Raw genomic sequence first — 25,220 nt, 5'->3', positions numbered from 1 at the left:
AGGAGAAAAATGTGTTAAATAAATTACAACAAAATATGCCTCAACGTAATTTAAAACTTGAGAATGCAGGTGATGGTGGCTTACTAAATTCGATTATTATCGGACTAGTCGGCGTTCTTGTGGGTGGTTTCATTGTGTATATGCTTTTTTTTATGACTCAAGGAATATTGAAAGACCGTGAATTAATCGATAATTCTGTCCCTGTCACGATGGCAAATGTGAGTGGTGAATGTAGTTCTAGAAGATTTCTTACTAGCTGTGATGTAAAGATTGCCCATCAAGGACAAATTGTTGAGAGAGATTTTACTTTTGTTGATTTCAGCAGTGATGATTACCGCGTTGAGATAATTGTACAAAAAGATGATCCAAGTAATATGAATGTTGACTTGGCAATTAATAAAATGACTAACCGAATAATGACAGCGATTGGATTGGCTATCATTGGGATACTTGCGTTTTTAGGTGGAATTATTACATTCCTAGGGCTTCCTAAGAAGCAACGTCTAAAAAACATTATGAATGAACCTGCTAATCAGCCGTGGCAATTTGTTTCAATTCCAGCACAAATTGATGGAGATTTAATTACTTATACAACTGATATCGATGGTAATGCTACTGAAATGGAAATTGATTTTGAAGGTCGTAAACCTATTATTTTAAGCGTAGATGATGACAATACCTATCTGTTAGGTATTCAAGCAAAAACACAAAAAACCAGTGTACTATTGTGTCAGAAATTAAAAAGTATCAATTTCTCGAAAGATGAGAAAAGAACATTAATTGATATTATTAACGCTTCATAATATTTGTAGCAAAAAATAAGAATCAAATAAATTAACCCAAATATTGTATGTTTGGGTTAATTTGTTTTTATCTTTTATCTTTTATCTTTTATCGTTAAAATCTTTATTAAATGTTTAAGGAAAAAGAAATTTCAAATGGAAAAAAATAATGATTTAATAGTACTGATTATAGATAATCACGACTCTTTTACCTTTAATTTAGTGGATTTATTCCGCAAAATTAAGGTGCAAGTAGAGGTGATTTCTGTAGAAAACTTAGAATTAGATAAAATTGAAAAATATAGTCATATTTTAATTTCTCCAGGACCTGATGTACCGAGTGCCTACCCAATATTATTTGAAATGTTACAGCGTTATTCACAAACAAAATCTATTTTAGGTGTTTGCTTAGGACATCAAGTATTGTGTGAGTTTTTTGGTGGACAACTATATAATTTAAATAGAGTAAGACACGGTCAGAAAAGCCAATTAAGTTATATCAATAAAAGCCCTATTTTTAAAAATCTTCCAGCAACATTTAATGTAGGTTTATACCATTCGTGGGCAATTTTGCAAAATTCGTTAAACAAGTCACCGCTTGAGGTGACAGCTATTTGTGATGAAAATATTGTAATGGCAGTACAACATCAACGTTTACCGATTTATGGGGTACAGTTTCACCCTGAATCTTTTATGACTGAATTTGGAAGGGAAATATTACAGAATTGGCTGGATGTTTAGGGTAATTGTAAATTTTGAACTGGATATCACCGCTATATTTTATTAATTCATCATATAACCCATTGATGTATAGATATATTTTAGAGACAGGGCATACCCTGTTTGTCCTTGCATCAGGAATTAAATTTGTAAATTTTTGATTTGATTTACCCGCTATTTATATTGAACCATTAGATTGTGAAGAAATAGGTATTAAAGAAAATTAAATAAAAGATTGAGTAATACCAGTATAAATTTCATTTTTGTCTCAAAAAATTTGTAAATTTTTATAAAGATGTGACCGCTTATGATTTTATTCTAAACTTGATTCAGGTAGAATGATAAGGTATTTTAAAAATAACAAATTTATAACTTATTAACTTAACGTAGAAACTTAGAAACTATGGCGAAAGCAAAGAAAAAATCAGCAGATAATACGATTGCTCAAAATAAGCGAGCGAGACACGAATATTTTATTGATGATGAAGTAGAAGCAGGGTTAGAATTACAAGGCTGGGAAGTAAAATCATTACGAGCAGGTAAAGCGAATATCGGCGATAGCTATGTGATTTTTAAAGACGGTGAGGCATTTTTATTTGGGGCGAATTTTACGCCATTAAGTGTTGCATCAAGCCACGTGGTATGCGATCCAACTCGTACTCGCAAGTTATTATTAAGTCGTCGTCAATTAGATTCACTTTTTGGTAAATTAAACCGTGAAGGCTATACTATTGTTGCAACGGCACTTTATTGGAAAGGGGCGTGGGCAAAAGTGAAAATCGGCTTAGCGAAGGGTAAAAAACTCCACGATAAACGAGCGGATATCAAAGATCGTGAATGGCAAGTTGCGAAAAGTCGTATTATGAAAAATGCGGCACGATAATCTTCAAATTAAATTTAAAATTAAATAAAAAGGAAGGAAATTAATATGATCGACCAAAATTTATTGCGTAATCAATTAGATGAAGTGGCACAAGCCCTTAAAACAAAACGTAATTTTGATTTAGATGTGGGACTTGTCGCAAGTTTAGAAGAACAACGTAAAGCGTTACAAATTAAAACAGAAACATTACAAGCTGAACGTAATGCACGCTCGAAAAATATTGGTATGGCAAAAGCAAAAGGCGAAGATATTACTGCATTGTTGGCAGAAGTAGATTCAATGGGATCAGAATTAGACAATGCAAAAGCAGAATTAGAAAAAGTTCAAGCACAGATCAATGACATTTTATTAAGCGTACCAAATTTACCTGCCGAAGAAGTGCCATTAGGTAAAGATGAAAATGATAATTTAGAAATTTCTCGTTGGGGAGAGCCACGTGCATTTGATTTTGAAGTGAAAGATCACGTTACCTTAGGCGAAGATTTATTTGGTTTAGATTTCTCAGCTGGGGCAAAATTAACAGGTAGTCGTTTTGTGGTAATGAAAGGACAAATCGCTAAATTACACCGTGCAATCACACAATTTATGTTAGATTTACATACAGAACAACACGGTTATTTAGAAACTTATGTACCTTATTTAGTGAACCACGACACCCTTTATGGAACAGGACAATTACCAAAATTCGGCGAAGATTTATTCCATACTCGTCCACTTGAAGGACAAGATCCAAATGAAGTACAAAAATCTTATGCGTTAATTCCAACGGCGGAAGTGCCAGTAACTAACTTAGTGCGTGGCGAGATCGTAGAAGGCGAAACCTTACCTCTTCGAATGACAGCTCATACACCTTGTTTTAGAGCAGAAGCAGGTTCTTATGGACGTGATACACGTGGTTTAATTCGTATGCATCAATTTGATAAAGTGGAATTAGTACAAATTATTGAGCCTGAAAAATCAATGGATGCATTAGAGGAATTAACCGGACACGCAGAAAAAGTATTACAACTTTTAGGCTTACCTTACCGTAAAGTGTTACTTTGCACAGGCGATATGGGCTTTGGTTCTGCGAAAACCTATGATTTAGAAGTTTGGCTACCGGCTCAAAATACTTATCGTGAAATTTCATCTTGTTCAAATATGTGGGATTTCCAAGCGCGTCGTATGCAGGCTCGTTTCCGTATGAAAGGTGATAAAAAACCACGTTTAGTGCATACTTTAAATGGTTCAGGCTTAGCGGTAGGTCGTACCTTAGTTGCAATCTTAGAAAACTACCAAAACCAAGATGGTTCAATCACTGTTCCAGAAGTGTTGCGACCATATATGGGTGGTGTGGAAGTTATCGGTTAATTGTTGTGATTGAGCATTGTACTATAACGCTTTTCCCAAGATTATATCTTAGTGTTTTATACATAATAGACAAATGAGTTGGTTTTTATTATTTTATTAATAATTATCAACTCTTTTTTTATTTTTATGAAAATGAACTTTTAGTAGATGTGCAAAATATATTTTTGTATGGTTATTTATAGGGGTGTTTTTTTGTATATTAAATCAACTATTTTTTACTATGAAGTAAGAAAAAACCCGAAGTGCCGTGACTAGAGTAAGTCCTTGAACCATTCGGTTCAAGGGAGTCTGTATGACTGTTTTTAGGCTTCTCGAATAAACGAGCCTGCACACCAACAGTAAAAACGTGACTCAAAGAGTTTTAGATATCGGCTCAGGGACATTACTAGTTCACGCACACCTCAGGCAAGGGAATATTACTGGAATTTGCATTATTTTTCTAGTCTTTATTTGAGGAAATCATTCATTTTTAGTTTTTTGTTGAATATTAAAAGAAGATTCCGTTGGAATTTTTAATTTTTCTAATGATAAATCCAACTTTTTAAGACAAGATACTAAGGTATTTTGAGTTTCTCTATTTTTATTTTTTTCTTGTGTTAATTCAAATTGCAAATTTAATGCAATAATAATTAACACTTTTTCAAGTTGAATAATTTTTGATTGATCTTTTAATTTTGCTACACGTCCTTCTAATAACAGAGCAGATTCAAGCAATTCCTCTTGTTGTTCATCTGGACAATAGAGTTTGATTAATTGCCCCAATATCTGAATTTCAATATTATTATTTTGCATAAAACCTCACGTAATTCAAAAATTTTTGGTATTATGCCACCCTTTGGGAGAATAAAAAAGACTATGACGACAATACAAGTAGATAGAATTAAAAAATTACTCGGTGAATTACAAGTTGACTATACTGTAGCTGAATTACATGGTTTTTTAGGAGGATTGATTGCTGGAGGGGTTAAAGATGATTCTTGGAAAGTTTTTTTTCAGCAATTTATTAATGATGGTAATGATTTATCACCAAATACATCAACAAAATTAACAACTCTTTATACACAATTAATAATAGCTTTTAAGAAAGAAGACGTTTTATTTTCTTTGTGGTTACCACAAGATAAAAAAGAAATTTCAATTCTCGTTGATGGCATTGCGGAATGGACCAGCAATTTTATGTTAGGTCTTGGATTGGCGCAACCTTATATTCAAAAAGACGTGAAAGAAATAAATGAAGTACTTAATGATCTTAGTGAAATATCAAAATTAAGTTACTGTAAAGAGGATGATCCAATAGAGTTAGTAGAGGCAGCAGAAGAGATATTAGATTATCTGCACGGTGTAACACTATTTTTGTATAATCACTTTACTTCATTACAGAACAAAAATATACATTGATTTTTCTTCATACTGCAGGGCAACCGCAAATTTCTACCTAATGATTAATTATAAATGAATAATAAAATTTAAACATAGCGGTTATATTAATGGTTAAATTTGCAAATTAAATATCTAATGTGGAGACGTAGTATGCTACGTCTCTATGCCAAATAAAAGTGAAAATTCTAGATTATAATCCGTATGATTTATTTTATTGCTATCAATTTATAAAAATCAATAGGTAGAAATTTATGGTTATTCTGTATATCAAATACAATTTTTTCCTTTCTTATTTTTTAAAAAATCAGTAAAATGAACAAACGTTCATTATGTTCAACTTTTATTTTAACTTAATTTTGACTAAGGATTTTTCTTTCTATGCTTGATTTATCAATTTCCTATTCTGATATGGCACAGCGTATCTTAATTGCAACAAATACGTTAATTGCAAAGGAGAGTGTGCAACATATTTCAATGCATAAAGTGGCAAGGCAGGCAGGTATTTCTGTAGGAACAATTTATTTGCATTTCAAAGATAAAGACGATTTATTAAACCAAATGCTCTGTTTTTTATTTCAGAAATATCATCAATATATTTCGCAAAATTTTAATATTAAGTTACCGCTTTATGAACAATATTGTCAGTTTTGGAAAAATCAATGGGCATTTTTACAGCAACATCCTAATGCGGTGATTAATATGCATCAATATGAAGCCTTGCCTCAATTCCATACACTTTGTCGTTATTGTTCTGAAGCCGAAGATTTGCCTTATAATTTGTTTATAGCGGAAGGAAAAAAACAAAATATTATTGCAGATTTACCTATTGAGGTTATTTATAGTTTAAGTTTGGAAATTGCAACAAAATTAGCTTATTCACAAATTGTGGAAAACAAACATTATGATCCACAAATATTAGAGGATGTAATCAATCGTACTTGGAAAGCGATTATACTCAGATAATCCACAAATTTTTGATAATTGATTTTAAATTAATTTTAAATTAATTGTCTCTCCCTAATAAATTCCTCCCTCCGCTTGCGGGGGGAGGCTAGGAGGGGGGGGACGCATATTTTCTATGGAGTATTTATGAAAATAAAACAAAAAAAGAAAGCTCGAGGTAAAAAGTTTTTACTGATTTTAGTCTTGATAGTCACTTTAATTATTTTTGGTGGTGTTGTTGGAATGCAACAATTTATCAAAATGAAAAAAGCAGAATTTGCTCAAAATATGCCTGAGACAGTAAATTTAGTAACAGCAATGAAACTTGAACCGCAACAATGGATACCAACGATCAAAACAACAGGTAAAATTCGCCCAAATCAAGGGGCAATGTTGAGTGCTCAAATGTCTGGCACGGTAAAAGATGTGTTGGTTAAATCTGGTCAGCAAGTTAAAAAAGGGCAATTACTGGTTGAAATTGATAGTACAGTAGAAAAAGCAAATTTACGCGCGGCAGAAACCCAATTGCCACAGGCAAAGAAAAATTATCAGCGTTATCAAACCTTGATTAAATCAGGTAGTGCGTCTAAAGCAGAGTATGACAATATTCAAGCGACTTATAATCAGTTAGTGGCGAATATTGAGGCATTGAAAGCGAGCATCAAGCGTCGTCAAATTTATGCGCCTTTTGATGGTATTGCTGGAATTGTGAAAGTCAATCAAGGGCAATATATTTCAATGGGGACACCAATTGTGCGTGTTGAAGATCGCAGTGCGATGAAAGTCCAATTTACTTTGCCACAAACAGAACTACAAAAAATAAAATTAAAACAAGATGTTGTGGTAACCACAGATGTATTAGCTGATCACTCTTTTCCAGCTCAAATTACTGCAATCGATCCAGCAGTCAATACAGCAACAGGGTTGGTTGAACTAGAGGCAACCATTACAGCAGGACAACAGAAATTACTTTCTGGAATGTTTGTAAACTTAAATATTCAATTACCAAGTGAGAAAGAGCAAATAGTTGTGCCTCAAATTGCGGTGACTTATACAATGTATGGTGAAACGGTTTATGTATTGCAACCCTTATCTGATAAAGATAAAGAAATGGTAGAAAGAATGAAAGAGCGTAACCCAACATTAGATGCAAATAAAATGTATCGAGCGAAGCAAATTGATGTAAAAACTCTCGATCGGAACGGTAATTTTGCACAGTTAGACAGTCATAAAGGAGTAAAAATAGGCGATCGAATTGTAACAGGTGGTTTTCAGCGTTTAAGTAATAATGCGTTGGTAACAGTTGCAGATCAACAAGGTGTAGGTGAAACGGCACCTGATACTATTAGTAATTTATAATTTGGAGCAAAAATGAAATTTACTGATATTTTTATTAAACGACCTGTTTTAGCCATTTGTATTAGCTTATTAATTACTATTTTAGGGTTGCAGTCCATTCAAAAATTACAGGTACGAGAGTATCCTGAAATGACGAATACTATTGTTAATGTACAAGTGGTTTATGCAGGTGCTGATGCAAGTTTAATGCAGGCATTTGTTACTTCAAAATTGGAAGAAGCGGTAGCTCAAGCTGATAATATTGATTATATTACTTCAAGTAGTACACCTAATGTGGCAACCATTACTGCCAAAATGAAGTTAAATACCGATCCAAATGTTGCTCTTTCTGATATTTCTTCAAAAGTGAATGCCATTCGCTCAGAATTACCAAGTGGTATTGACGACCCTGCTATTAGTGTGTCTGCGGGTAATAGTTCTTTGATGTATATTCGTTTTAAATCAAAAGAATTAAATGCAACCCAAGTAACAGATTATCTTCAACGAGTAGTTAAACCCCAATTTTTTACTGTAAATGGCGTGTCAAAAGTCACTATTTTTGGTGCCACTCCTTTTGGTTTACGTATTTGGTTAGATCCTAAAAAATTAGCGGCTCATAATCTTTCTAGTGCAACAGTAATGAGAGCATTAAGTGCTAATAATGTACAAACCGCTGCTGGAGCGATTAATGGCTATTACACCGTTTATAATAATAAAGTGGAATCCACTACCCCAACGGTAGAAGAATTAAGCCATCTAACCGTAGTAACAACCCCTACTGGAAATCAAATTAAATTAGAGGATTTAGCAAAAATTGAATTGGATAAATCGTCAGACAGAGCGAGAGCAACGGTTGATGGTGCTGAAGCTGTTGTTATTGCCGTTGAAGCAGCGGCAACTGCCAACTCATTAACAGTGGCCAAAAATATTTATCCAATGTTTGAAAGAGTAAAACAAAACTTGCCAGATTCAATACAGGCAAATATTCTTTATGATGGCACTATTGCCATTAATCATTCTATTGATGAAGTAATTAAAACCATTGGTGAAGCAGTAGTCATAGTATTAATTGTGATTGTTTTATTCTTAGGTTCATTACGAGCAATGATCGTACCTATTATCACTATTCCAATTTCCTTAATCGGTGTGTTATTTGTTTTACAAATAATGGGCTTTTCAATTAATCTTCTCACCTTGTTGGCATTGATTTTAGCCATTGGATTGGTGGTAGATGATGCCATCGTGGTATTAGAAAATGTCGAACGCCATATTAAAGAAGGTAAAACGCCTTTTGATGCAGCGATTATTGGTACACGTGAAATTGCCGTGCCTGTTATTGCAATGACGATTACATTAGGAGCCGTATATTCACCAATGGCATTGATGGATGGGGTAACTGGAGCGTTATTTAAAGAATTTGCGTTAACCCTTGCTGGTGCAGTATTTATTTCAGGAATTGCAGCATTAACGCTTTCTCCAATGATGTCTGCGAATATTTTACAACAAAAAGCCCAACCTAACCGTTTTGAATTATTAATTGAAAAATCTTTAGAAAAAATGACCGCTTGTTATGTGGGTTTACTCAGCTTAGTAATGTCAATGCGTGGCTTTGTGGTCTTTTTTGCTGTTTTAATTTTTACAAGCTTACCTTTTTTATTTAGCTCACTTCCAACAGAGGTTGCACCTACTGAAGATAGAGGGTTTGTGGTGGCAATTTCTTCTGGTCCTTCAAATACCAATTTAGATTATACTCAACAAGCACTTAGACCTTTTGAAACTAAGGTAAAAGCCATTCCTGAAATTGATTCAATGATGAGTATTGCAGGTTTTTCAGGAGCAGGAAATAGTTCATTAGCAATTATAATGTTAAAAGATTGGGCAGAACGTTCTCGTTCAATGTTTGAGGTCAAAAATGATATTGCAAAACTAGGAAAAGTGGTACCAGAAATGAATGTGAATGCAATTACTTTCCCTGAAATTTCAACAGGGGAAAGTGGGCTACCTTTTTCTTTAGTGATCACTTCTGCAGAGAGTTATCAAAAATTAGCTCAAGTAGCATTAAAAGTATTAGAAAAAGCACAGGCTTCAGGGCAATTCTTTTTTGCAATGTTAGATTTGAAATTTGATACAGCAACAATGAAGATGACTTTTGATCGTGAAAAAATGGGGACTTATGGGATTACAATGTCACAAGTGAGTACAACTTTAGGAAGCTTCTTATCAGGAGCAACTATTACTCGTGTTGATATTGATTCACGTGCGTACCCAATTATCTCACAAGTGCCAAGAGCAGATCGTCTTAACCCACAAGATCTGATGAATTACTATGTTACGGCAAGTAATGGTGAAGCGGTGCCGTTAGGTTCATTTATTAAAATGGAATTAACCACAGCACCAGCCTCATTAAACAAAATGAACCAACTTAATTCAGCGACCATTGGCGGAGTCGTATCAGGTTCTATTGGGGATGCGGTAAACTGGGCAAAAGCAGAATTAGATCAAACGTTGCCTCAAGGTTATCAATATGATTTCCTTTCTGAATCACGTCAATATGTTCAAGAAGGCAATGCAATGTTAATGACTTTTGGTTTAGCCATTGTGATTATTTTTATTGTACTTGCTATTCAATTTGAATCTTGGCGAGATCCAATGGTGATAATGGTTTCTGTACCATTAGCTATTAGTGGGGCGTTATTAGTGATGAATATTTTAGGTATGGCAAAAATACAAGGAGCAACATTAAATATTTATTCACAAGTTGGCTTAGTTACCTTAGTTGGTTTAATCACTAAACACGGTATTTTAATGTGTGAAGTGGCGAAAGAACAACAACTTCATCATAATAAATCTCGCTTTAATGCGATTATTTATGCGGCTACCATTCGTTTACGTCCTATTCTGATGACCACAGCAGCAATGATTGCTGGTTTAATTCCACTACTTTTTGCTTCAGGTGCAGGAGCAAATGCACGTTTTAGTATTGGCGTTGTGATTATCGCAGGATTAGGTGTGGGAACATTGTTTACCCTATTCATTCTACCTGTAATTTATAGCTTCATTGCCAGTGAGCATAAGCCACTTCCTGAGTTTGATGAACAGAAGTATGAATCATAAGTTATTGTTTTAGTTAAAAAACAGCACAGCCCCAAAAGTTAAACATAATTTTTGGGGTTTTATTATGAAAAAATGAATAACGTCTTTTTATAAAATTACGCCTTAATACAAACATAAAATCTTATATTACATTAACAAATTTAATCTTAAATACGTTATACTTCTCCTTATTTTTCATATTCTAAATTGACCAATGAACTTAATTCAAATTGCATTACCTGTGCCATTAAATCGTTATTTTGATTACCTTTTGCCCTCCGAAATGAAAGTGGTGCAAGGGGCGAGGGTTGTTGTGCCTTTTGGAAATCAAAAAAAAATAGGGATTGTGGTCGGTTTTCCTGAAACCACAGATATTCCAAAAGATAAACTTAAACCCATCTTATCTGTGTTAGATGAACAATCTTTGTTTGATGATGAAATTTTGCAATTATTAAAATGGTCAGCAGATTATTATCATAGTCCTTTAGGTGAAGTGTTGCAAAGTGCATTGCCAGTTAAATTACGACAAGGAGAAAGCTGTGAACGAGCGGTATTAGAACAATTTTCTGTCACAGAAATTGGTCATAAAGCACTGCTAAATGGCACCTTAAACCGTGCCAAAAAGCAACAGCAACTTTTAACTGAATTAACCCAATTTGCAAATTTCTTTGAGAAACCGACCGCTTGTAGTTCGACTGTTTGGAAAGCCTTGTTGGAAAAAGGCTTTGTTAAGAAAGAAAAACTCTCTTTTGAAAGTAAAACGTGGTTGGAAAAATTAGGTGATAATGAGCAATGTAATAGCAGTAATAAATTAAGGTTGAATAAGCAGCAAGCTCTAATAGTAGGACGTTTACAGTATCAAAAAGGTTTTGGGGCTTTTTTATTAAATGGCGTCACAGGTTCAGGAAAAACCGAAGTCTATTTACAAGTTATTGAAACAGTATTAGAAAAAGGAAAACAAGTTTTAGTTTTAGTCCCTGAAATTGGTTTAACCCCTCAAACAATTGCTCGATTTAAAGCTCGTTTCAATGTAGAAATTGATACCGTGCATTCTAATTTGAATGATACTGAACGCTTAAATGTGTGGCTCAGAGCGAAAAATGGTGAAAATGCAATTGTGATTGGCACTCGTTCAGCACTCTTTAGCCAATTTAAAAATTTGGGTTTAATTATTATTGATGAAGAACACGATAGTTCATTTAAGCAGCAAGATGGTTGGCGTTATAATGCACGAGATTTAGCAGTGCTACGTGCAAAAAATAATGATATTCCGATTATTTTAGGTTCAGCCACACCAAGTTTAGAAAGTGTGCAAAATGTACAAAATGGTAAATTTACTGAGTTAGTATTAAAAAATCGAGCAGGTGATGCTCAACTGGCTCAACAGTGTGTGATTGATTTGAAAACACAACAAATTTACTCAGGGCTTTCACAACAATTATTATCAATGATGAAAACTCATTTAGAGCAGGGCAATCAAGTGATGTTGTTTTTAAACCGTCGAGGGTTTGCACCTGTATTACTTTGCCACGAATGTGGTTGGATTTGTGAATGTCGTTCTTGTGAAAAGCCTTATACTTACCATCAGAAACAGAGTGTATTGCGTTGTCATCATTGTGCTTCTCAAAAAATTATTCCTAAACAATGTGGATATTGTGGTTCAACGCATTTAGTGACAACGGGTATTGGAACAGAACAGTTAGAAAAAGAATTAACCCAAAGATTTGAACATTATAATATTACAAGAATAGATCGTGATAGCACAACACGAAAAGGTTCATTAGATAAGCATTTATCAGATATTCAGCAGGGCAAAAGCCAAATTTTAATCGGCACACAAATGTTAGCTAAAGGACACCATTTTCCGAATGTAACCTTAGTTGCGATTGTCAATGTGGATAGTGCATTATTTTCCACGGATTTTAGAGCCGAGGAACGTTTAGCACAGCTTTATATTCAAGTGGCAGGCAGAGCAGGACGAGCTGAAAAGAAAGGTACTGTGGTGTTACAAACTCATTACCCTGAACACCCATTACTAAAGTCACTGCTTATAAAAGGTTATGACGAATTTACGAAAACAGCGTTAGAAATGCGACAATTAATGAGTTTACCGCCATTTTCAGCTCAAGTATTATTTAAAGCAACAGGGCGAAATAATGAAAAAATTGCAAATTTTTTAACTGATCTTACCGCTTATTTTCAGCAACAAATTGCTGCGCATCAATGGCAAGGCTTTCAACTCCTTCCTCCAATGGCAGCGCCTATGGCAAAAAAAGCAGGGCAGTACCGTTGGCAATTGCTAATTCAACATCATTCAAAAGCAATGTTACAACAGCTACTTAATCAGTTTGATTTAGATAAAAATCAGCTTGAAATTCCGTCTAATATTCGATTGGTTTTAGATGTTGATCCTATTGATTTTAGTTAAGTGATAAAAGGAATAATTTATATCAAAAATAAAAAACTAACCTAGCTTACTGTTAGCATTCACTTTTTCAATTCGTTATAATTCGACAAATTTTTTATAAAGGATACTAAATAAAAATGACACAATTACAAACCCCTTACTATTTAATTGATAAATCAAAACTACAACGTAATATGGAAAAAATTGCCTATGTGCAACAAAAATCAGGGGCAAAAGCCTTATTAGCATTAAAATGTTTTGCAACGTGGTCAGTGTTTGATTTTATGTCGCAATATATGGCAGGGACAACTTCGTCATCACTTTATGAAGTGAAATTAGGTAAAGAGAAATTTGGCGGTGAAACCCACGCTTATAGTGTTGCTTATTCACCAGATGAAATTGATGAAGTTGTTGAGAATGCTGATAAGATTATTTTTAATTCAATTAATCAATTAAAACGTTATAAAGATCAGGCTAAAAATATTCAACGTGGTTTACGAGTAAATCCTCGTGTGAGTACTTCAAGTTTTTTACTAGCGGATCCCGCTCGCCCTTATAGTCGTTTAGGGGAGTGGGATTTGCAAAAAATCGAAGAAATCTTACCGCTTATTAATGGTTTTATGTTTCATAATAACTGTGAAAATCCAAGTTTTGAAAAATTTGATGAAATGCTAACCCATATTGAAAACCACTTTGGTGAATTATTACATCAAGTGGATTGGGTCAGTTTAGGTGGTGGTATTCATTTTACAGGAAAAGATTATCCCATCGATCAATTTGCGGATCGTTTAAAGCAATTTTCTGAAAAATTTGGGGTTCAAGTTTATTTAGAACCGGGAGAAGCCTCAATTACTTTGAGTTGTAGCTTTGAAACCACTGTATTAGATGTGGGCAAGAATGAAAAAGATTACGTGATTGTGGATAGTTCCATTGAGGCACATTTATTAGATTTATTGATTTATCGCTCAGAAGCACGTTTAACTGAAGATGAGTTTTATGGCAAAGGGAATTATCAATGTCTTGTTTGTGGAAAGTCCTGTTTAGCTGGGGATATTTTTGGTGAATATAAATTTGAAAAACCTCTTAATATTGGTGATCGTATTTCATTTTGTGATACAGCAGGCTATTCAATGGTTAAAAAGAATTGGTTTAATGGTGTGAATATGCCCTCTATTGCGATTAAAGAACTTGATGGCTCGATTAAATTAGTTAAAAAGTTTGGATATCAGGATTATGTAGAGAGTTTGTCTTGATTTTACACCAGTGTTTACTACTTTTAATTTAGGGGTACAAAAGAATTTGCCCCTATTTTGGGGTATTATAGCCAAAGTATTATAATTTGACATAGTTAAAATATTCCTGAAATAAAAAGTTAATATCATCACATCTTAACTTCTTCCTAATAGACTTGGCTTGAGCCCACTTTTTTTCAATGGGATTCAAGTCAGGACTATAAGGTGGAAGAAATTCTAAAATGACACCTTTATCTTGGATAGCTGTTATCATATCCTGACGTTTATGAAACGTCGCATTATCCATCACTAAAACAGAATCAGGCTTCACCTTAGGTAATAAATCCTGTTTTAGCCAAGCATAAAACGTGTCTGAATTAATATTGCCTTCAAATAAGGATACCGTTAGAAAAGTAAAACCTATAATTGCACCAATCACATTAATTCGCCCTTTTGCATGCCAATCTTGATGTCCATAACATCGCTGTCCTTTCCTACAATAGCCATGTGTTCTAGGCATATCTTTTGCAAAGCCACTTTCATCTAAGTAAATAATTGTTTTTCCTTGCTTAGAAAAATCATTCATTTTTTCCTGAAATTTGATACGAGCATCTTCGTTTGCTTTGGGATGTTTTAGTGTTTTTTTTATAGCTAATACCCAATCGTTTAAGGGCAAAACCAATTGCCCTTTGAGTTACACCAAAACGTTCCGCTCTTTCATACTGATAAGCATCAGGATATAACTCAACATCTTTGAGTAATGCGTCCATATCAATCTTTGTTGCAGGCTTATTACGAGTTGTACAAGGCTCAATTTTCTTTTTCCAACGGAACAACGTTCTGATACCAATATTAAAATATTGACTTGTTTCTTCAAAGGTTAAACCTTTCTTCGCCTTTATTTCAAATACTTTTCGGCGGAAATCTAATGAATAGCTCATATTTTATACCTTAAACAGTTGGTAGTTTATATTATGCCATATAATTTTACTTTTGCTATACAGTTTAAGAGACAGTCTCTATTACACAGTTTTGAGAATAGTATCTTTATGACTTTCTCTAATATTTGTAACTGTTTTCCCTCCTATGGCATAATTATCCGTTGCAACTTCGTCAATAATCACCACACAACTTTCAGCACCTCGACCATTAAACACTTGAGCAAAAACATCAGTTATTCCTTTGGCTAATGCCTCTTTTTGCTGTTTGGTTGCACCGCCTTCTTCACTGGTCATTGTAACCTTTATTACTGGCATTGTTCTTCCTCTCTTTTAGTTCCATAAATCTAATTGTTTCGTTTCTTTTTGTTCAGGAACCTGAACATTGATCCCAATTAAACGAATTTTGCGTTCTGTTCGCCTTTTCCAAATTTGATGTAATAATTCAACAAAATAGTCTTTTGTTACTCCTTCAGTAGTTTTCTCTAAGGTTGTTTGCGTAAAATCATCAAATTTTAATTTTATTCCTAATTTTTTAAAATCGGTTAAAGGCTTATTTCCAAAATTACGTTCAATTCTAAATTGCAGTTTTTCAAATAATTCATTTAACATTATTTCAGCCGATTGAATATCATCAATATCTGTAATCAATGTATTTTCAACGCCAATCGATTTACGAACACGGTTCACTTCAATTTTTCGATTATCAATAGCGTGACTAAAATCCCATAAACGATGCCCAAACTTACCAAAATTTTGCAAAATTGTTTGTTGATCTGACCGCTTAATATCTGCACAAGTTTTAAAACCTAAATCGAGTAACTTCTGATAGGTCACTTTTCCTACACCGGGAATTTTTTTCAAATCTAAATGATGAATAAAATCGGTAACCTCTTCAGGCAGAATCACAAACTGCCCATTGGGTTTATTTAAATCTGAGGCAATTTTTGCTAAAAATTTTAATGGTGCGACACCTGCCGAAGCGGTTAAATGTAACTCTTCCCAAATACTGTTACGAATTGCTTCTGCGATCCAAGTTGCAGAATTAAAATATTGATCACAATCCGTCACGTCAAGAAAGGCTTCATCAAGGGAAAGGGGTTCAATAATGGAGGTATAACGTTGAAAAATTTGATGAATTTGTTGTGATACAGATTTATATAATTCCATATTTCCTGAAATAAGAATCAGATTAGGGCATTTTTTAAGAGCCTGTTGGCTTGACATTGCACTGTGTAAACCAAATTTTCTGGCTTCATAATTACAGGTTGCCAACACCCCTCGCTTATCAGGGCTTCCCCCTACCGCCACAGGTTTACCCACTAATGATGGATTTTCTCGCATTTCAACAGACGCATAAAAACAATCCATATCAATATGAATGATTTTTCTTATCGAAGATGTGTGGCTATCTGTCATTTTTCCAAATAATTGAGTATTGTTATTTATAAATATTATTTAATCACACTTACCTTTTAATCACACATAGTTGTTTGATATAAATCCAAACAAGCTTTTGCATCAACATCCACACAAACAGTTTGGTTAGGTACTGCTTTCCATTCATCAATACCATACTTAAAATCACTGGTTTTAATAATTGTTTGTCCTTTTGTTATCCCGTCAGTAACCACTCTCACGGGGCCCTGTATTGTTTTAAATAATTCAGGATGAATAGCATAAAACACCGCTAAAGAGTCGTGAACAGCACAACCATCTAAACCTTTCGTTTTATAGAAATTAAGATAAAAACGACTAACATCATAAATAAATTGCCCATATTGAGAATTTTCTTTGAGTTGCTCAAAATGTTCATTTTTCATTATCACTTGATGAGTCACATCTAAGCCCACAATAACCACATCCCATTTTGCGGTCAGCACCTTATCCGCTGCCCAAGGATCGCCATAAATATTTGCTTCAGCGACAGGAGTAACATTACCAAAATGCCCGTTATAACCAAAAGCACCGCCCATAATAACGACCTGCTTAACAAGAGAAATAATATCAGGGGCTTTTTCAATCGCCAGTGCAAGATTGGTTAATTGTCCGATTGCAACTAAGGTAATTTCATTGGGATTTGCTCTAATTTGATCGATTAAATAATCACAAGCTGGGCGAGGATCGATCTTTCCAAAATCCTCTTTTTCATCAATCTCAATATTTCCAAGTCCATTATCACCGTGTACAAAAGTCGGCTCTTCTCTCGCCTCACCTTTTAGTGGTTTATCCACACCTTTTGCAACATCACAATTCAAATTAAAATATTTTTTTAATAGTAAAGTATTACGAGTAACAGTTTCCAATGTTCCGTTGCCAATAACAGTCGTTAATCCTAACAAATCAATATTTGGGTGCTGATGAGCGAATAGGATTGCCATTACATCATCTATACCTGGATCCGTATCGATAATCATCTTTATAGGTTTCATATTTTTCCTCTTTGTATAAAAAATCTTATGAAATATCAATCATCTTTCTTATCAAAATAAAACTATTGAGTATTGTTACCTAATTTATAATGCTTCTTTCATTAATTTTTCTTGTTCTAACACCAACTTTTCACGCTGTTGTTCTATTTGTCTTTGAGCTTTATATTCCGCTTTACGTCTTTCATCTTCGGCTTCCCATTCTTCATAAGCTCGTACGACTTTTGCAACAACAGGGTGACGCACTACATCGTGACTATCAAAGAAATTAAAACTTAAATCAGGCACATTACTTAATACTTCTTGAGCGTGCTTTAAGCCAGATTTTTGAGAGCGAGGTAAATCGATTTGCGTTACATCACCAGTAATCACTGCTTTTGAGTTAAAACCGATTCGAGTTAAGAACATTTTCATTTGCTCAATGGTGGTATTTTGGCTTTCATCAAGAATAATAAAAGCATCATTTAGGGTACGTCCTCGCATATAAGCCAGAGGGGCAATTTCAATGATATTTCGCTCCATAAATTTTTGGGCTTTTTCAAAACCTAACATTTCAAATAATGCATCATAAAGAGGACGTAAATAAGGCTCAATTTTTTGTCCTAAATCACCTGGAAGAAAACCTAATTTTTCTCCAGCTTCTACAGCGGGACGAGTTAATAAAATACGACGTACTTCTTGACGTTCTAAAGACTCCACTGCTGCTGCCACTGCTAAAAAGGTTTTTCCTGTTCCTGCAGGACCAATTCCAAAACTGATATCATGGGTTAAAATATTATGTAAATAGCGTTGTTGATGTTCTCCACGAGGCTTAATTACACCACGCTTGGTTTTTATCGCAATATTGCCAATACTACTTTTTTTATCGTGTTTTTTATCAGGAGAATTTTGCAGCAGCATTCGACTTTCTTGGATCATCAAATGTACATCTTCCAGATCCAATAATTTGACTTTACCTTTAATCGGAGCCGTTTCGTTATAAAGCTTTTGCAATAATTTTGCGGTATTTTGTAACACAAAATCTGCTACAGGATCTTCATCGTCAGGTTCAATCACAAATTCAAAACCATTACGACGAATAATCACATTAAAACTGTCTTCAATTAAATTTAAATGATCATCAAACGCACCGCAAAGGGATTGCAAACGAGTATTATCTTGAGGTTCTAGGGTTAATATTGTTTTATCCAATGTTTTTCCTTATAAATTCTTTTTACTATTTTAAATATAATTTAATAAACAGTCTGAGTAAGTTTAACATAAATTTAAGAGTAAAAATAAGCAACGCTATGTTGTTAATTGAATACTTATATCAGAACGGATATATTTCAACTCTTCAGAATCGTGAGAGACATAGATAGCAGGTAAATTACGTTGCTCTAAATACTCCATTAAATAATCTAAAATAATACTTTTGCGTTGTTCATCAATGGCAGAAAAGGCTTCATCAAATAGAAAAAGATTTGGAGTGTTCATTATAGATTGAATAACCAACGCTCGTTGGGTTTCTCCTGAAGAGAGTTGATCGGGTAATTTTAGTTTACAGTGATGGAGGTCAAAAACACTAAATAATTCATCTAAATTAGGTAAGGCATAATCAGAACAACTTCGTCTTTTTTGAGCAAAAGCGATATTTTTTTCTATATTCATAAAGGGTAATAAACAACTCTCTTGTCCTACATAGGCAATAGGGCGTTTTTCAGCAGGGATGAAAATATCATTTTGTTGGAATACTTGATTATTGACAATAAATGTATTGTTAGGCGAGTAGTCTAGTCCTGCCATTAAACGTAATAAACTGGTTTTTCCACAACCTGATTTTCCTTTAATAATAGTAATTTTATTCCCTGATAATTCTGCATTAAAAGAGAGTGAAAAATCCGTTCGTTTAATGTTGAAATCGCATTTTATGGTCATTACAGTTTTACCACGCTGTTAAATGAATGGTTAATTTTAAAGATAAATAATAATAAAACAAAAGAGATTACCAGTAAAATTCCTGCTAGCCAATGGGCTTGAATATAGTTTAAGGATTCTACGTGATCGTAAATGGCGATAGAAACAACTTGTGTTTTATTGGGAATATTTCCCCCTAACATCAATACCACACCAAATTCCCCTAATGTATGGGCAAAGCCCAATACTGAAGCTGTCATAAAGCCTCGCTTTGCCATTGGTAACACAATATGAATAAAGCGATCTAGGGGGTTAGTATTGAGTACTTTTGCGGTTTCAATAATATTGGGATTAATGCTTGCAAAGGCATTGGTTAACGGTTGGGTGACATAGGGGAAGGAATATACAATGGAACCAATCACCAAACCTGAGAAAGAGAATAAAATAGTTTCACCAGTCAGTTGGAAAACTAAAGAACCGATAAAACTATTTGGGTTAAGTAAAATTAATAAATAAAAACCTAATACGGTTGGTGGTAAGACAAGGGGTAACGCAATCAAGGCTTCAATAATAAATTTAAAGCGATTGCGTGATGTGGCTAACCAAAAGGCGATAGGCGTACCAATAATAAGTAAACACAGAGTCGTCGTGATACTGAGTTTAAATGACAGTAATAATGCTTGAAATGAAATATCATCAATCATTGAGGGAATATCCATCAGCTAAAATTAAATTTTGCACTTCTTTAGAGTGAAAATAGCGTAAAAATTGTTGCACTTCTTCGTTATCGTGAATAATCGCAACATCCTGTTTAATTAAAGAATGATACTGCTGTGGTACTAACCAAACGCTATTTTCGTTAATTTTTTTATTTTGTTTAATTTGAGAATAGGCGACAAACCCCGTATCACTTGCCCCTGATTTTACAAAATGATAAGTCTGAGCAATGTTTTCACCAAAAATATATAAAGGTTGTTTTGTTTGCCATAAAGATAAGGCTTTTAGTGTTTCTCTCGCGGCAATTCCATAAGGTGCATATTTAGGATTGGCTAATGCAAGGCGATTACTTTTTTGCTTTACTGCCTCTTCAAGCGTTATTTTTGAACCATTATATAGAGGTTTCCAATACACTAAACGACCGATTGCATAAGTAAAGGTACGTATTGCTTGTTGCTGTTTTAATAATTCACTTGGACGTTTTTGATCCGCAGAAAAAAACAGATCGATTGGTGCTCCATATTGAATTTGAGCATAGTGTTTTCCGCTTGATCCTGAAAGGATATTGATTTTTGTAGCGGTTACATTTGTGTAACTTTTTGCAATTTTTTTCATTGTAGGAACAAAATTACTGGCTACGGCAATATTGATATCCGCAAAGCAGTTTGTTGTAAAAAATAGTAATAAAGGGACTATTTTTTTTAAATTCATTATTTGAATACCATAACATCATTATTTAATAGTGAGTTTATAATATTGTTGAATATAAAATGCAACAATTAAATTGTATTTTGTATGATAAAAATCAGAATAACCGTAAATTTTTACCTATTGATTTTTATAAATTAATAGCAGGATGAAAAAGATAAACTCTGTTCAGTTTTTTTTGTATCATACTATCAGGTCATACAGCAGTATATTCCATTTATGGGAGGAGATAGGATAATTTAACATAGATTTTTTATGTGAAAGAGATCACAAAATTGATTTTTTTAAAATGACGCTGTAGAAATTTTATACTATTATTGCCTTGCCTTAATTCTAAAGGTAACTAAATTTAAATTCTATCAAGGGGATAAATTTATGCGATTGCTTTTATTGTATCTAAAATCGTGGTTTGTAATTGACCCTCGAATGCTCCTTTGCTTTCCATAATTTACTTTTCTTTTTTCAAATCTTTTCTATTTTTAATTTTTTCTATTTCTACAGACAAAATGAGCTGTAGGTATATCTATATGAGGATTTTATTATGAATACATTTAAACATTTACCAGAACCATTCCGTATCCGTGTTATTGAACCTGTGAAAAGAACGACGCGTGAGTATCGTGATGAAGCGATTTTAAAAGCGGGAATGAACCCATTTTTATTAGATAGTAAAGACATTTTTATTGATTTATTAACTGATAGCGGAACAGGAGCGGTTACCCAAGATATGCAAGCGGCGATGTTACGAGGCGATGAAGCGTATAGTGGTAGCCGTAGTTACTATGCATTAGCAGATGCGGTAAAAGATATTTTTGGTTACGAATTTACAATCCCAACCCATCAAGGTCGTGGTGCAGAACAAATTTATATCCCTATTTTAATTAAAAAACGTGAGCAAGAAAAAGGTTTAGAGCGTGACAAAATGGTGGTGTTCTCAAATTATTTCTTTGATACCACACAGGGGCATTCTCAATTAAATGGGGCGACAGTAAACAATGTTTATATTAAAGAAGCCTTTGATACAGGAGTTGAACACGATTTCAAAGGAAACTTTAACCTTGAACAATTAGAAGATGGCATTCAAAGAGTTGGAGCGAAAAATGTTCCTTATATCGTAGCTACTATTACTTGTAACTCAGCAGGTGGTCAGCCAGTTTCTCTTGCAAACTTAAGAGGAATGTATGAAATTGCACGTAAATATGATATTCCAGTCGTAATGGATTCAGCACGTTTTGCAGAAAATGCGTACTTTATTAAACAGCGTGAAGAAGAGTGCAAAGATTGGTCTATTGAGAAAATTACTTATGAGTGCTATCAGTATGCTGATGCTCTTGCAATGTCTGCGAAAAAAGATGCAATGGTGCCGATGGGCGGATTACTATGCTTCAAAAATAAAGAGATGGAAGATGTATATCACGAGTGTCGTACACTTTGTGTGGTACAAGAAGGTTTCCCAACCTATGGTGGTTTAGAAGGTGGTGCGATGGAGCGTTTAGCTGTTGGTTTATACGACGGTATGCGTGAAGATTGGCTAGCTTATCGTATTCGTCAAATTGAATATTTAGTTGATGGATTAGAGAAAATTGGTGTGGTTTGTCAGCAACCAGGTGGACACGCAGCCTTCGTTGATGCAGGTAAATTATTACCACATATTCCAGCTGATCAATTCCCTGCACAGGCACTTGCTTGTGAACTTTATAAAGTAGCAGGTATTCGTGCGGTAGAAATTGGTTCATTCCTATTAGGACGTGATCCAAAAACAGGTAAACAGTTACCTTGTCCTGCGGAATTGTTGCGTTTAACTATTCCACGTGCGACTTATACACAAAGTCATATGGATTTTATTATTGAAGCATTCCAAAAAGTGAAAGAAAACTCGGCGAATATCAAAGGATTAACCTTTAGTTATGAACCTAAAGTATTGCGTCATTTTACAGCACGCTTAAAAGAAGTGGAATAAACACTTGCAAATAGAAAGTTGTACTAGTATAGTAGTGCAACTTTCTAAAAATTAATAACAAAAGGAGTCTTATTATGAAAAAAACTACCCCCTCTATATTTGGAGGTGCTTGTATTATAGCCAGTGTCTGTGTGGGTGCTGGAATGCTTGCTATCCCAATAAAAGGTGCAGGTGCTTGGACAATATATTCAACAATTGCATTAATTTTTACAATGTTGATGATGACTCTTTCAGGTTGGCTCTTATTGGAAGCATATAAAAAATATGAATTTAGTGCCTCATTTAGTACCGTCACAAAAGATCTTCTAGGAAGTAAAATTAATTTGATCAATAACCTAGCGGTATATTTTGTTGGAGGTATTTTACTTTATGCCTACACAACAGTTGCAGGGCTTACCTTAAATGGACTTTTTGATAATACATTTGGTGAATATTCTCAAGGAATTTGGTCAATAATTTTTGTATTCGTTTTTTCTGGATTAGTATGGCATTCAACTAAATCCGTTGATCGTATTTCGGTATTACTCATTTTAGTGATGGTATTTACCTTTATCTTCGGCGTATCAGGACTGGCAAGCAATATTGATATGAAAGTCTTACTTGATACAGGTAATGAAAATGGCGATTATACACTATTTGCTGCAGCAATGTTGCCAGTTGCATTAACGTCATTTGGTTATCATCATAGTGTTGCTTCAATGCGTTTGTATTATAAATCTGAAACTAAAGCAAAATATGCGATTGTAGGAGGAACAACAATCGCCTTAGTTCTTTATTTACTTTGGACATTTAGTATTTTTGGTAATTTACCACGATCAGATTTTAAACAAGTCTTTGAAAATGGTGGAGAATGGCAGGCACTACTTGGTGCATTAGGTCAAGTTGTTGAATCTAAAACTGTTGAAAATATTATTAATGCCTTCTCAATGGCGGCAGTATTATCTTCATTCATTGGTGTTGGTTTAGGGGTATTTGATTATTTAGCTGATTTCTTCAAATTTGATGATACCAAAATTGGACGAACCAAATCTTGGGCAGTGACATTCTTACCACCACTTATATTGTCAGTGAAATACCCTTTTGGTTTTGTGACAGCGATTGGGTATGCAGGAGCGGTTGCGACAATTTGGACTTGTATTATTCCAGCATTGTTAGTGAAAAAAGCACGTGAGAGAAATGGTATAGAAGGGTTTCATATTGGTGGCGGAAATATACTGTTAGGTATTTTAATTCTATTTGGAATTAGTGTTGCTATTATTCACTTCCTTGATATGTTTGGTGTATTGCCAACCTTTACAGGTTAGTTTGATCAAATTTACAAATTCAACATACCAGATATAGGCAGGGCAGATGCTCTGTCTATATATGAAATATTAAATTTGTAAATGTTCAATTTTATTTATCAAATAGCTGTAATATTATTACCAAAATTACTCATAAATCAGAAATAATCACTAATCGACTGATTTAATTGTTGATTAAGTAAAATTAATAATTTAATTCTTGCTTTTTGACCACTTAAACCAGTCGTAAAGATCACCCCTTCTTGTTTTAATCTACAGCCTCCACCAAGATAGTCATAAACATCCTGCGTGACGCCATTAAAGGCTCTAGAAACCAGTACAACGGGGATGTTGGCATTTAATAGGGCAGAAACGCCTGCCAAACAAGTTGGTGGTAAATTTCCTGCACCTAATGCCTCAATAACCACACCATCGCATTCACTGTTTGCCAAATATTTCAATAATTCACTGTTCATTCCTGCATACGCTTTGATCAATGCTACATTAGTTTTTTCTAAATGTTCAAAAGGAAAATGTTCATAGTGAGTTAAACGTTGAAAATATAACACTTTATCTTTGGCAATTAAGCCACAAGGTCCAAAAGTTGGGGTTTGAAAGGTTGCGACATTGGTGGTATGTGTTTTAGTGACAAATTTTGCATTGTGAATTTCATCATTCATTACCACTAAAACGCCACGTCCTACACTTTCAGGACTTAATGCCACTAAAATAGCATTTTGTAAATTCACTAAGCCATCAGAACCTAACTCGTTACTTGAACGCATTGCCCCTGTGATGGTAATAGGAATATCGGTATCAATACTTAATTCAAGAAAATAAGCGGTTTCTTCAAGGGTATCTGTACCGTGCGTAATCACAATGCCCGTATAACCCTCTTCAAAAATCGCTCGTTCAATTCTATTTTTTAAATAAATCCAATGGGTTAAATCAATATGCGGCGAAGGGACGTTAAAAATAGCCTCTTGCTCAATTTTAGTTGAAATATGTAACTTGTTTAGTGAATTTATTAATGGATTATTTTGAGAAGGAATAACACGTCCTTCTTCATCTTCACTCATTGAAATTGTGCCACCCGTATGTAATATTAATAGTTTATTGACCATATTCTTTTATTAAGGTTGATTAAAATGGGCATTATAAG

23 protein-coding genes and 1 other RNA gene are annotated in these 25,220 nt (G+C 34.0%); 12 read left to right on the top strand and 12 right to left on the bottom strand.

Annotated features, from left to right (window positions below; genetic code table 11):
- The first annotated feature begins 11 nt into the window (after nucleotides 1-11).
- From U9966_RS08090 to serS, 4 genes are all read left to right on the top strand, one after another.
- Nucleotides 12-803, top strand: a complete 792-nt coding sequence (locus U9966_RS08090; RefSeq protein WP_306347915.1) for a hypothetical protein — start codon at nucleotides 12-14, stop codon at nucleotides 801-803.
- Between the two features lie 135 nt (nucleotides 804-938).
- Entirely contained in the window at nucleotides 939-1,523 is a 585-nt protein-coding gene (locus tag U9966_RS08085) for an anthranilate synthase component II (protein WP_306347784.1), read from the top strand.
- 382 nt (nucleotides 1,524-1,905) lie between these two features.
- Nucleotides 1,906-2,385: an SsrA-binding protein SmpB gene (gene smpB, locus U9966_RS08080; protein WP_306347785.1), complete on the top strand. Its 480-nt coding sequence runs from the start codon at nucleotides 1,906-1,908 to the stop codon at nucleotides 2,383-2,385.
- 45 nt (nucleotides 2,386-2,430) lie between these two features.
- On the top strand, nucleotides 2,431-3,735 hold the full coding sequence (serS, locus tag U9966_RS08075; RefSeq protein WP_306347786.1) for a serine--tRNA ligase: 1,305 nt from the start codon (nucleotides 2,431-2,433) through the stop codon (nucleotides 3,733-3,735).
- 230 nt (nucleotides 3,736-3,965) lie between these two features.
- On the opposite strand, the gene ssrS is transcribed toward serS, so the two are convergent.
- Nucleotides 3,966-4,146, bottom strand: a non-coding RNA gene (ssrS, locus tag U9966_RS08070) — 6S RNA.
- Between the two features lie 48 nt (nucleotides 4,147-4,194).
- Nucleotides 4,195-4,527, bottom strand: coding sequence for a cell division protein ZapA (locus tag U9966_RS08065; RefSeq protein ID WP_211599341.1), 333 nt, complete (start codon nucleotides 4,525-4,527; stop codon nucleotides 4,195-4,197).
- Nucleotides 4,528-4,590: 63 nt separating this feature from the next.
- Between U9966_RS08065 and U9966_RS08060 the strand changes: the two genes are divergently transcribed.
- From U9966_RS08060 to nspC, 6 genes are all read left to right on the top strand, one after another.
- Nucleotides 4,591-5,133: a UPF0149 family protein gene (locus U9966_RS08060; protein ID WP_306347787.1), complete on the top strand. Its 543-nt coding sequence runs from the start codon at nucleotides 4,591-4,593 to the stop codon at nucleotides 5,131-5,133.
- Between the two features lie 360 nt (nucleotides 5,134-5,493).
- On the top strand, nucleotides 5,494-6,078 hold the full coding sequence (locus U9966_RS08055) for a TetR/AcrR family transcriptional regulator (RefSeq protein WP_306347788.1): 585 nt from the start codon (nucleotides 5,494-5,496) through the stop codon (nucleotides 6,076-6,078).
- A gap of 126 nt (nucleotides 6,079-6,204) precedes the next feature.
- On the top strand, nucleotides 6,205-7,416 hold the full coding sequence (locus tag U9966_RS08050; RefSeq protein ID WP_306347789.1) for an efflux RND transporter periplasmic adaptor subunit: 1,212 nt from the start codon (nucleotides 6,205-6,207) through the stop codon (nucleotides 7,414-7,416).
- A 12-nt stretch (nucleotides 7,417-7,428) separates the two neighbouring features.
- Nucleotides 7,429-10,509, top strand: a complete 3,081-nt coding sequence (locus tag U9966_RS08045) for an efflux RND transporter permease subunit (protein WP_306347790.1) — start codon at nucleotides 7,429-7,431, stop codon at nucleotides 10,507-10,509.
- Between the two features lie 193 nt (nucleotides 10,510-10,702).
- Nucleotides 10,703-12,916: a primosomal protein N' gene (gene priA, locus U9966_RS08040; RefSeq protein WP_306347791.1), complete on the top strand. Its 2,214-nt coding sequence runs from the start codon at nucleotides 10,703-10,705 to the stop codon at nucleotides 12,914-12,916.
- A gap of 116 nt (nucleotides 12,917-13,032) precedes the next feature.
- Nucleotides 13,033-14,148: a carboxynorspermidine decarboxylase gene (gene nspC, locus U9966_RS08035; RefSeq protein ID WP_306347792.1), complete on the top strand. Its 1,116-nt coding sequence runs from the start codon at nucleotides 13,033-13,035 to the stop codon at nucleotides 14,146-14,148.
- Between the two features lie 79 nt (nucleotides 14,149-14,227).
- Here nspC and U9966_RS08030 read toward each other — a convergent pair whose 3' ends face one another.
- From U9966_RS08030 to modA, 9 genes are all read right to left on the bottom strand, one after another.
- The gene (locus tag U9966_RS08030) at nucleotides 14,228-14,803 is read right to left on the bottom strand and encodes an IS630 family transposase (RefSeq protein WP_322631687.1); all 576 of its coding nucleotides are present in this window, start codon (nucleotides 14,801-14,803) and stop codon (nucleotides 14,228-14,230) included.
- The gene (locus tag U9966_RS08025) at nucleotides 14,706-15,068 is read right to left on the bottom strand and encodes an IS630 transposase-related protein (RefSeq protein WP_306347869.1); all 363 of its coding nucleotides are present in this window, start codon (nucleotides 15,066-15,068) and stop codon (nucleotides 14,706-14,708) included. The genes U9966_RS08030 and U9966_RS08025 overlap by 98 nt, the downstream gene beginning before the upstream one ends.
- Before the next feature lie 81 nt (nucleotides 15,069-15,149).
- On the bottom strand, nucleotides 15,150-15,383 hold the full coding sequence (locus tag U9966_RS08020; RefSeq protein ID WP_306347602.1) for a tautomerase family protein: 234 nt from the start codon (nucleotides 15,381-15,383) through the stop codon (nucleotides 15,150-15,152).
- 15 nt (nucleotides 15,384-15,398) lie between these two features.
- Nucleotides 15,399-16,484 carry a DNA polymerase IV gene (gene dinB / locus U9966_RS08015; protein WP_306347603.1) on the bottom strand — a complete coding sequence of 362 codons (1,086 nt, stop codon included), beginning with the start codon at nucleotides 16,482-16,484 and terminating at the stop codon, nucleotides 15,399-15,401.
- A 56-nt stretch (nucleotides 16,485-16,540) separates the two neighbouring features.
- On the bottom strand, nucleotides 16,541-17,497 hold the full coding sequence (locus U9966_RS08010; protein WP_306347604.1) for a nucleoside hydrolase: 957 nt from the start codon (nucleotides 17,495-17,497) through the stop codon (nucleotides 16,541-16,543).
- Nucleotides 17,498-17,581: 84 nt separating this feature from the next.
- Nucleotides 17,582-18,685, bottom strand: a complete 1,104-nt coding sequence (locus tag U9966_RS08005) for a PhoH family protein (RefSeq protein WP_306347605.1) — start codon at nucleotides 18,683-18,685, stop codon at nucleotides 17,582-17,584.
- A 96-nt stretch (nucleotides 18,686-18,781) separates the two neighbouring features.
- Complete coding sequence (locus U9966_RS08000; protein ID WP_306347606.1) at nucleotides 18,782-19,411, bottom strand: ATP-binding cassette domain-containing protein; 630 nt, start codon at nucleotides 19,409-19,411, stop codon at nucleotides 18,782-18,784.
- Nucleotides 19,411-20,094 (bottom strand): molybdate ABC transporter permease subunit, encoded by a 684-nt coding sequence (gene modB, locus U9966_RS07995; protein WP_306347607.1) that lies wholly within the window; start codon nucleotides 20,092-20,094, stop codon nucleotides 19,411-19,413. The genes U9966_RS08000 and modB overlap by 1 nt, the downstream gene beginning before the upstream one ends.
- Entirely contained in the window at nucleotides 20,087-20,818 is a 732-nt protein-coding gene (gene modA / locus U9966_RS07990; RefSeq protein WP_306347608.1) for a molybdate ABC transporter substrate-binding protein, read from the bottom strand. The genes modB and modA overlap by 8 nt, the downstream gene beginning before the upstream one ends.
- 538 nt (nucleotides 20,819-21,356) lie before the next feature.
- On the opposite strand from modA, the gene tnaA reads away from it, so the two are divergent.
- Nucleotides 21,357-22,775 carry a tryptophanase gene (gene tnaA, locus U9966_RS07985; RefSeq protein ID WP_306347609.1) on the top strand — a complete coding sequence of 473 codons (1,419 nt, stop codon included), beginning with the start codon at nucleotides 21,357-21,359 and terminating at the stop codon, nucleotides 22,773-22,775.
- 74 nt (nucleotides 22,776-22,849) lie between these two features.
- Nucleotides 22,850-24,079: an aromatic amino acid transporter gene (locus U9966_RS07980; protein WP_306347610.1), complete on the top strand. Its 1,230-nt coding sequence runs from the start codon at nucleotides 22,850-22,852 to the stop codon at nucleotides 24,077-24,079.
- A gap of 137 nt (nucleotides 24,080-24,216) precedes the next feature.
- Here the strand turns inward: U9966_RS07980 and U9966_RS07975 are convergent, their stop codons facing one another.
- A complete protein-coding gene (locus U9966_RS07975; RefSeq protein WP_306347611.1) occupies nucleotides 24,217-25,182 on the bottom strand; it encodes an asparaginase in 966 nt (321 codons plus the stop codon).
- Between the last annotated feature and the right edge of the window lie 38 nt (nucleotides 25,183-25,220).

The organism is Pasteurella atlantica (assembly GCF_963693435.1).
Lineage (GTDB): Bacteria > Pseudomonadota > Gammaproteobacteria > Enterobacterales > Pasteurellaceae > Phocoenobacter > Phocoenobacter atlanticus.
This window is presented reverse-complemented; position numbering and strand designations above follow the sequence as displayed.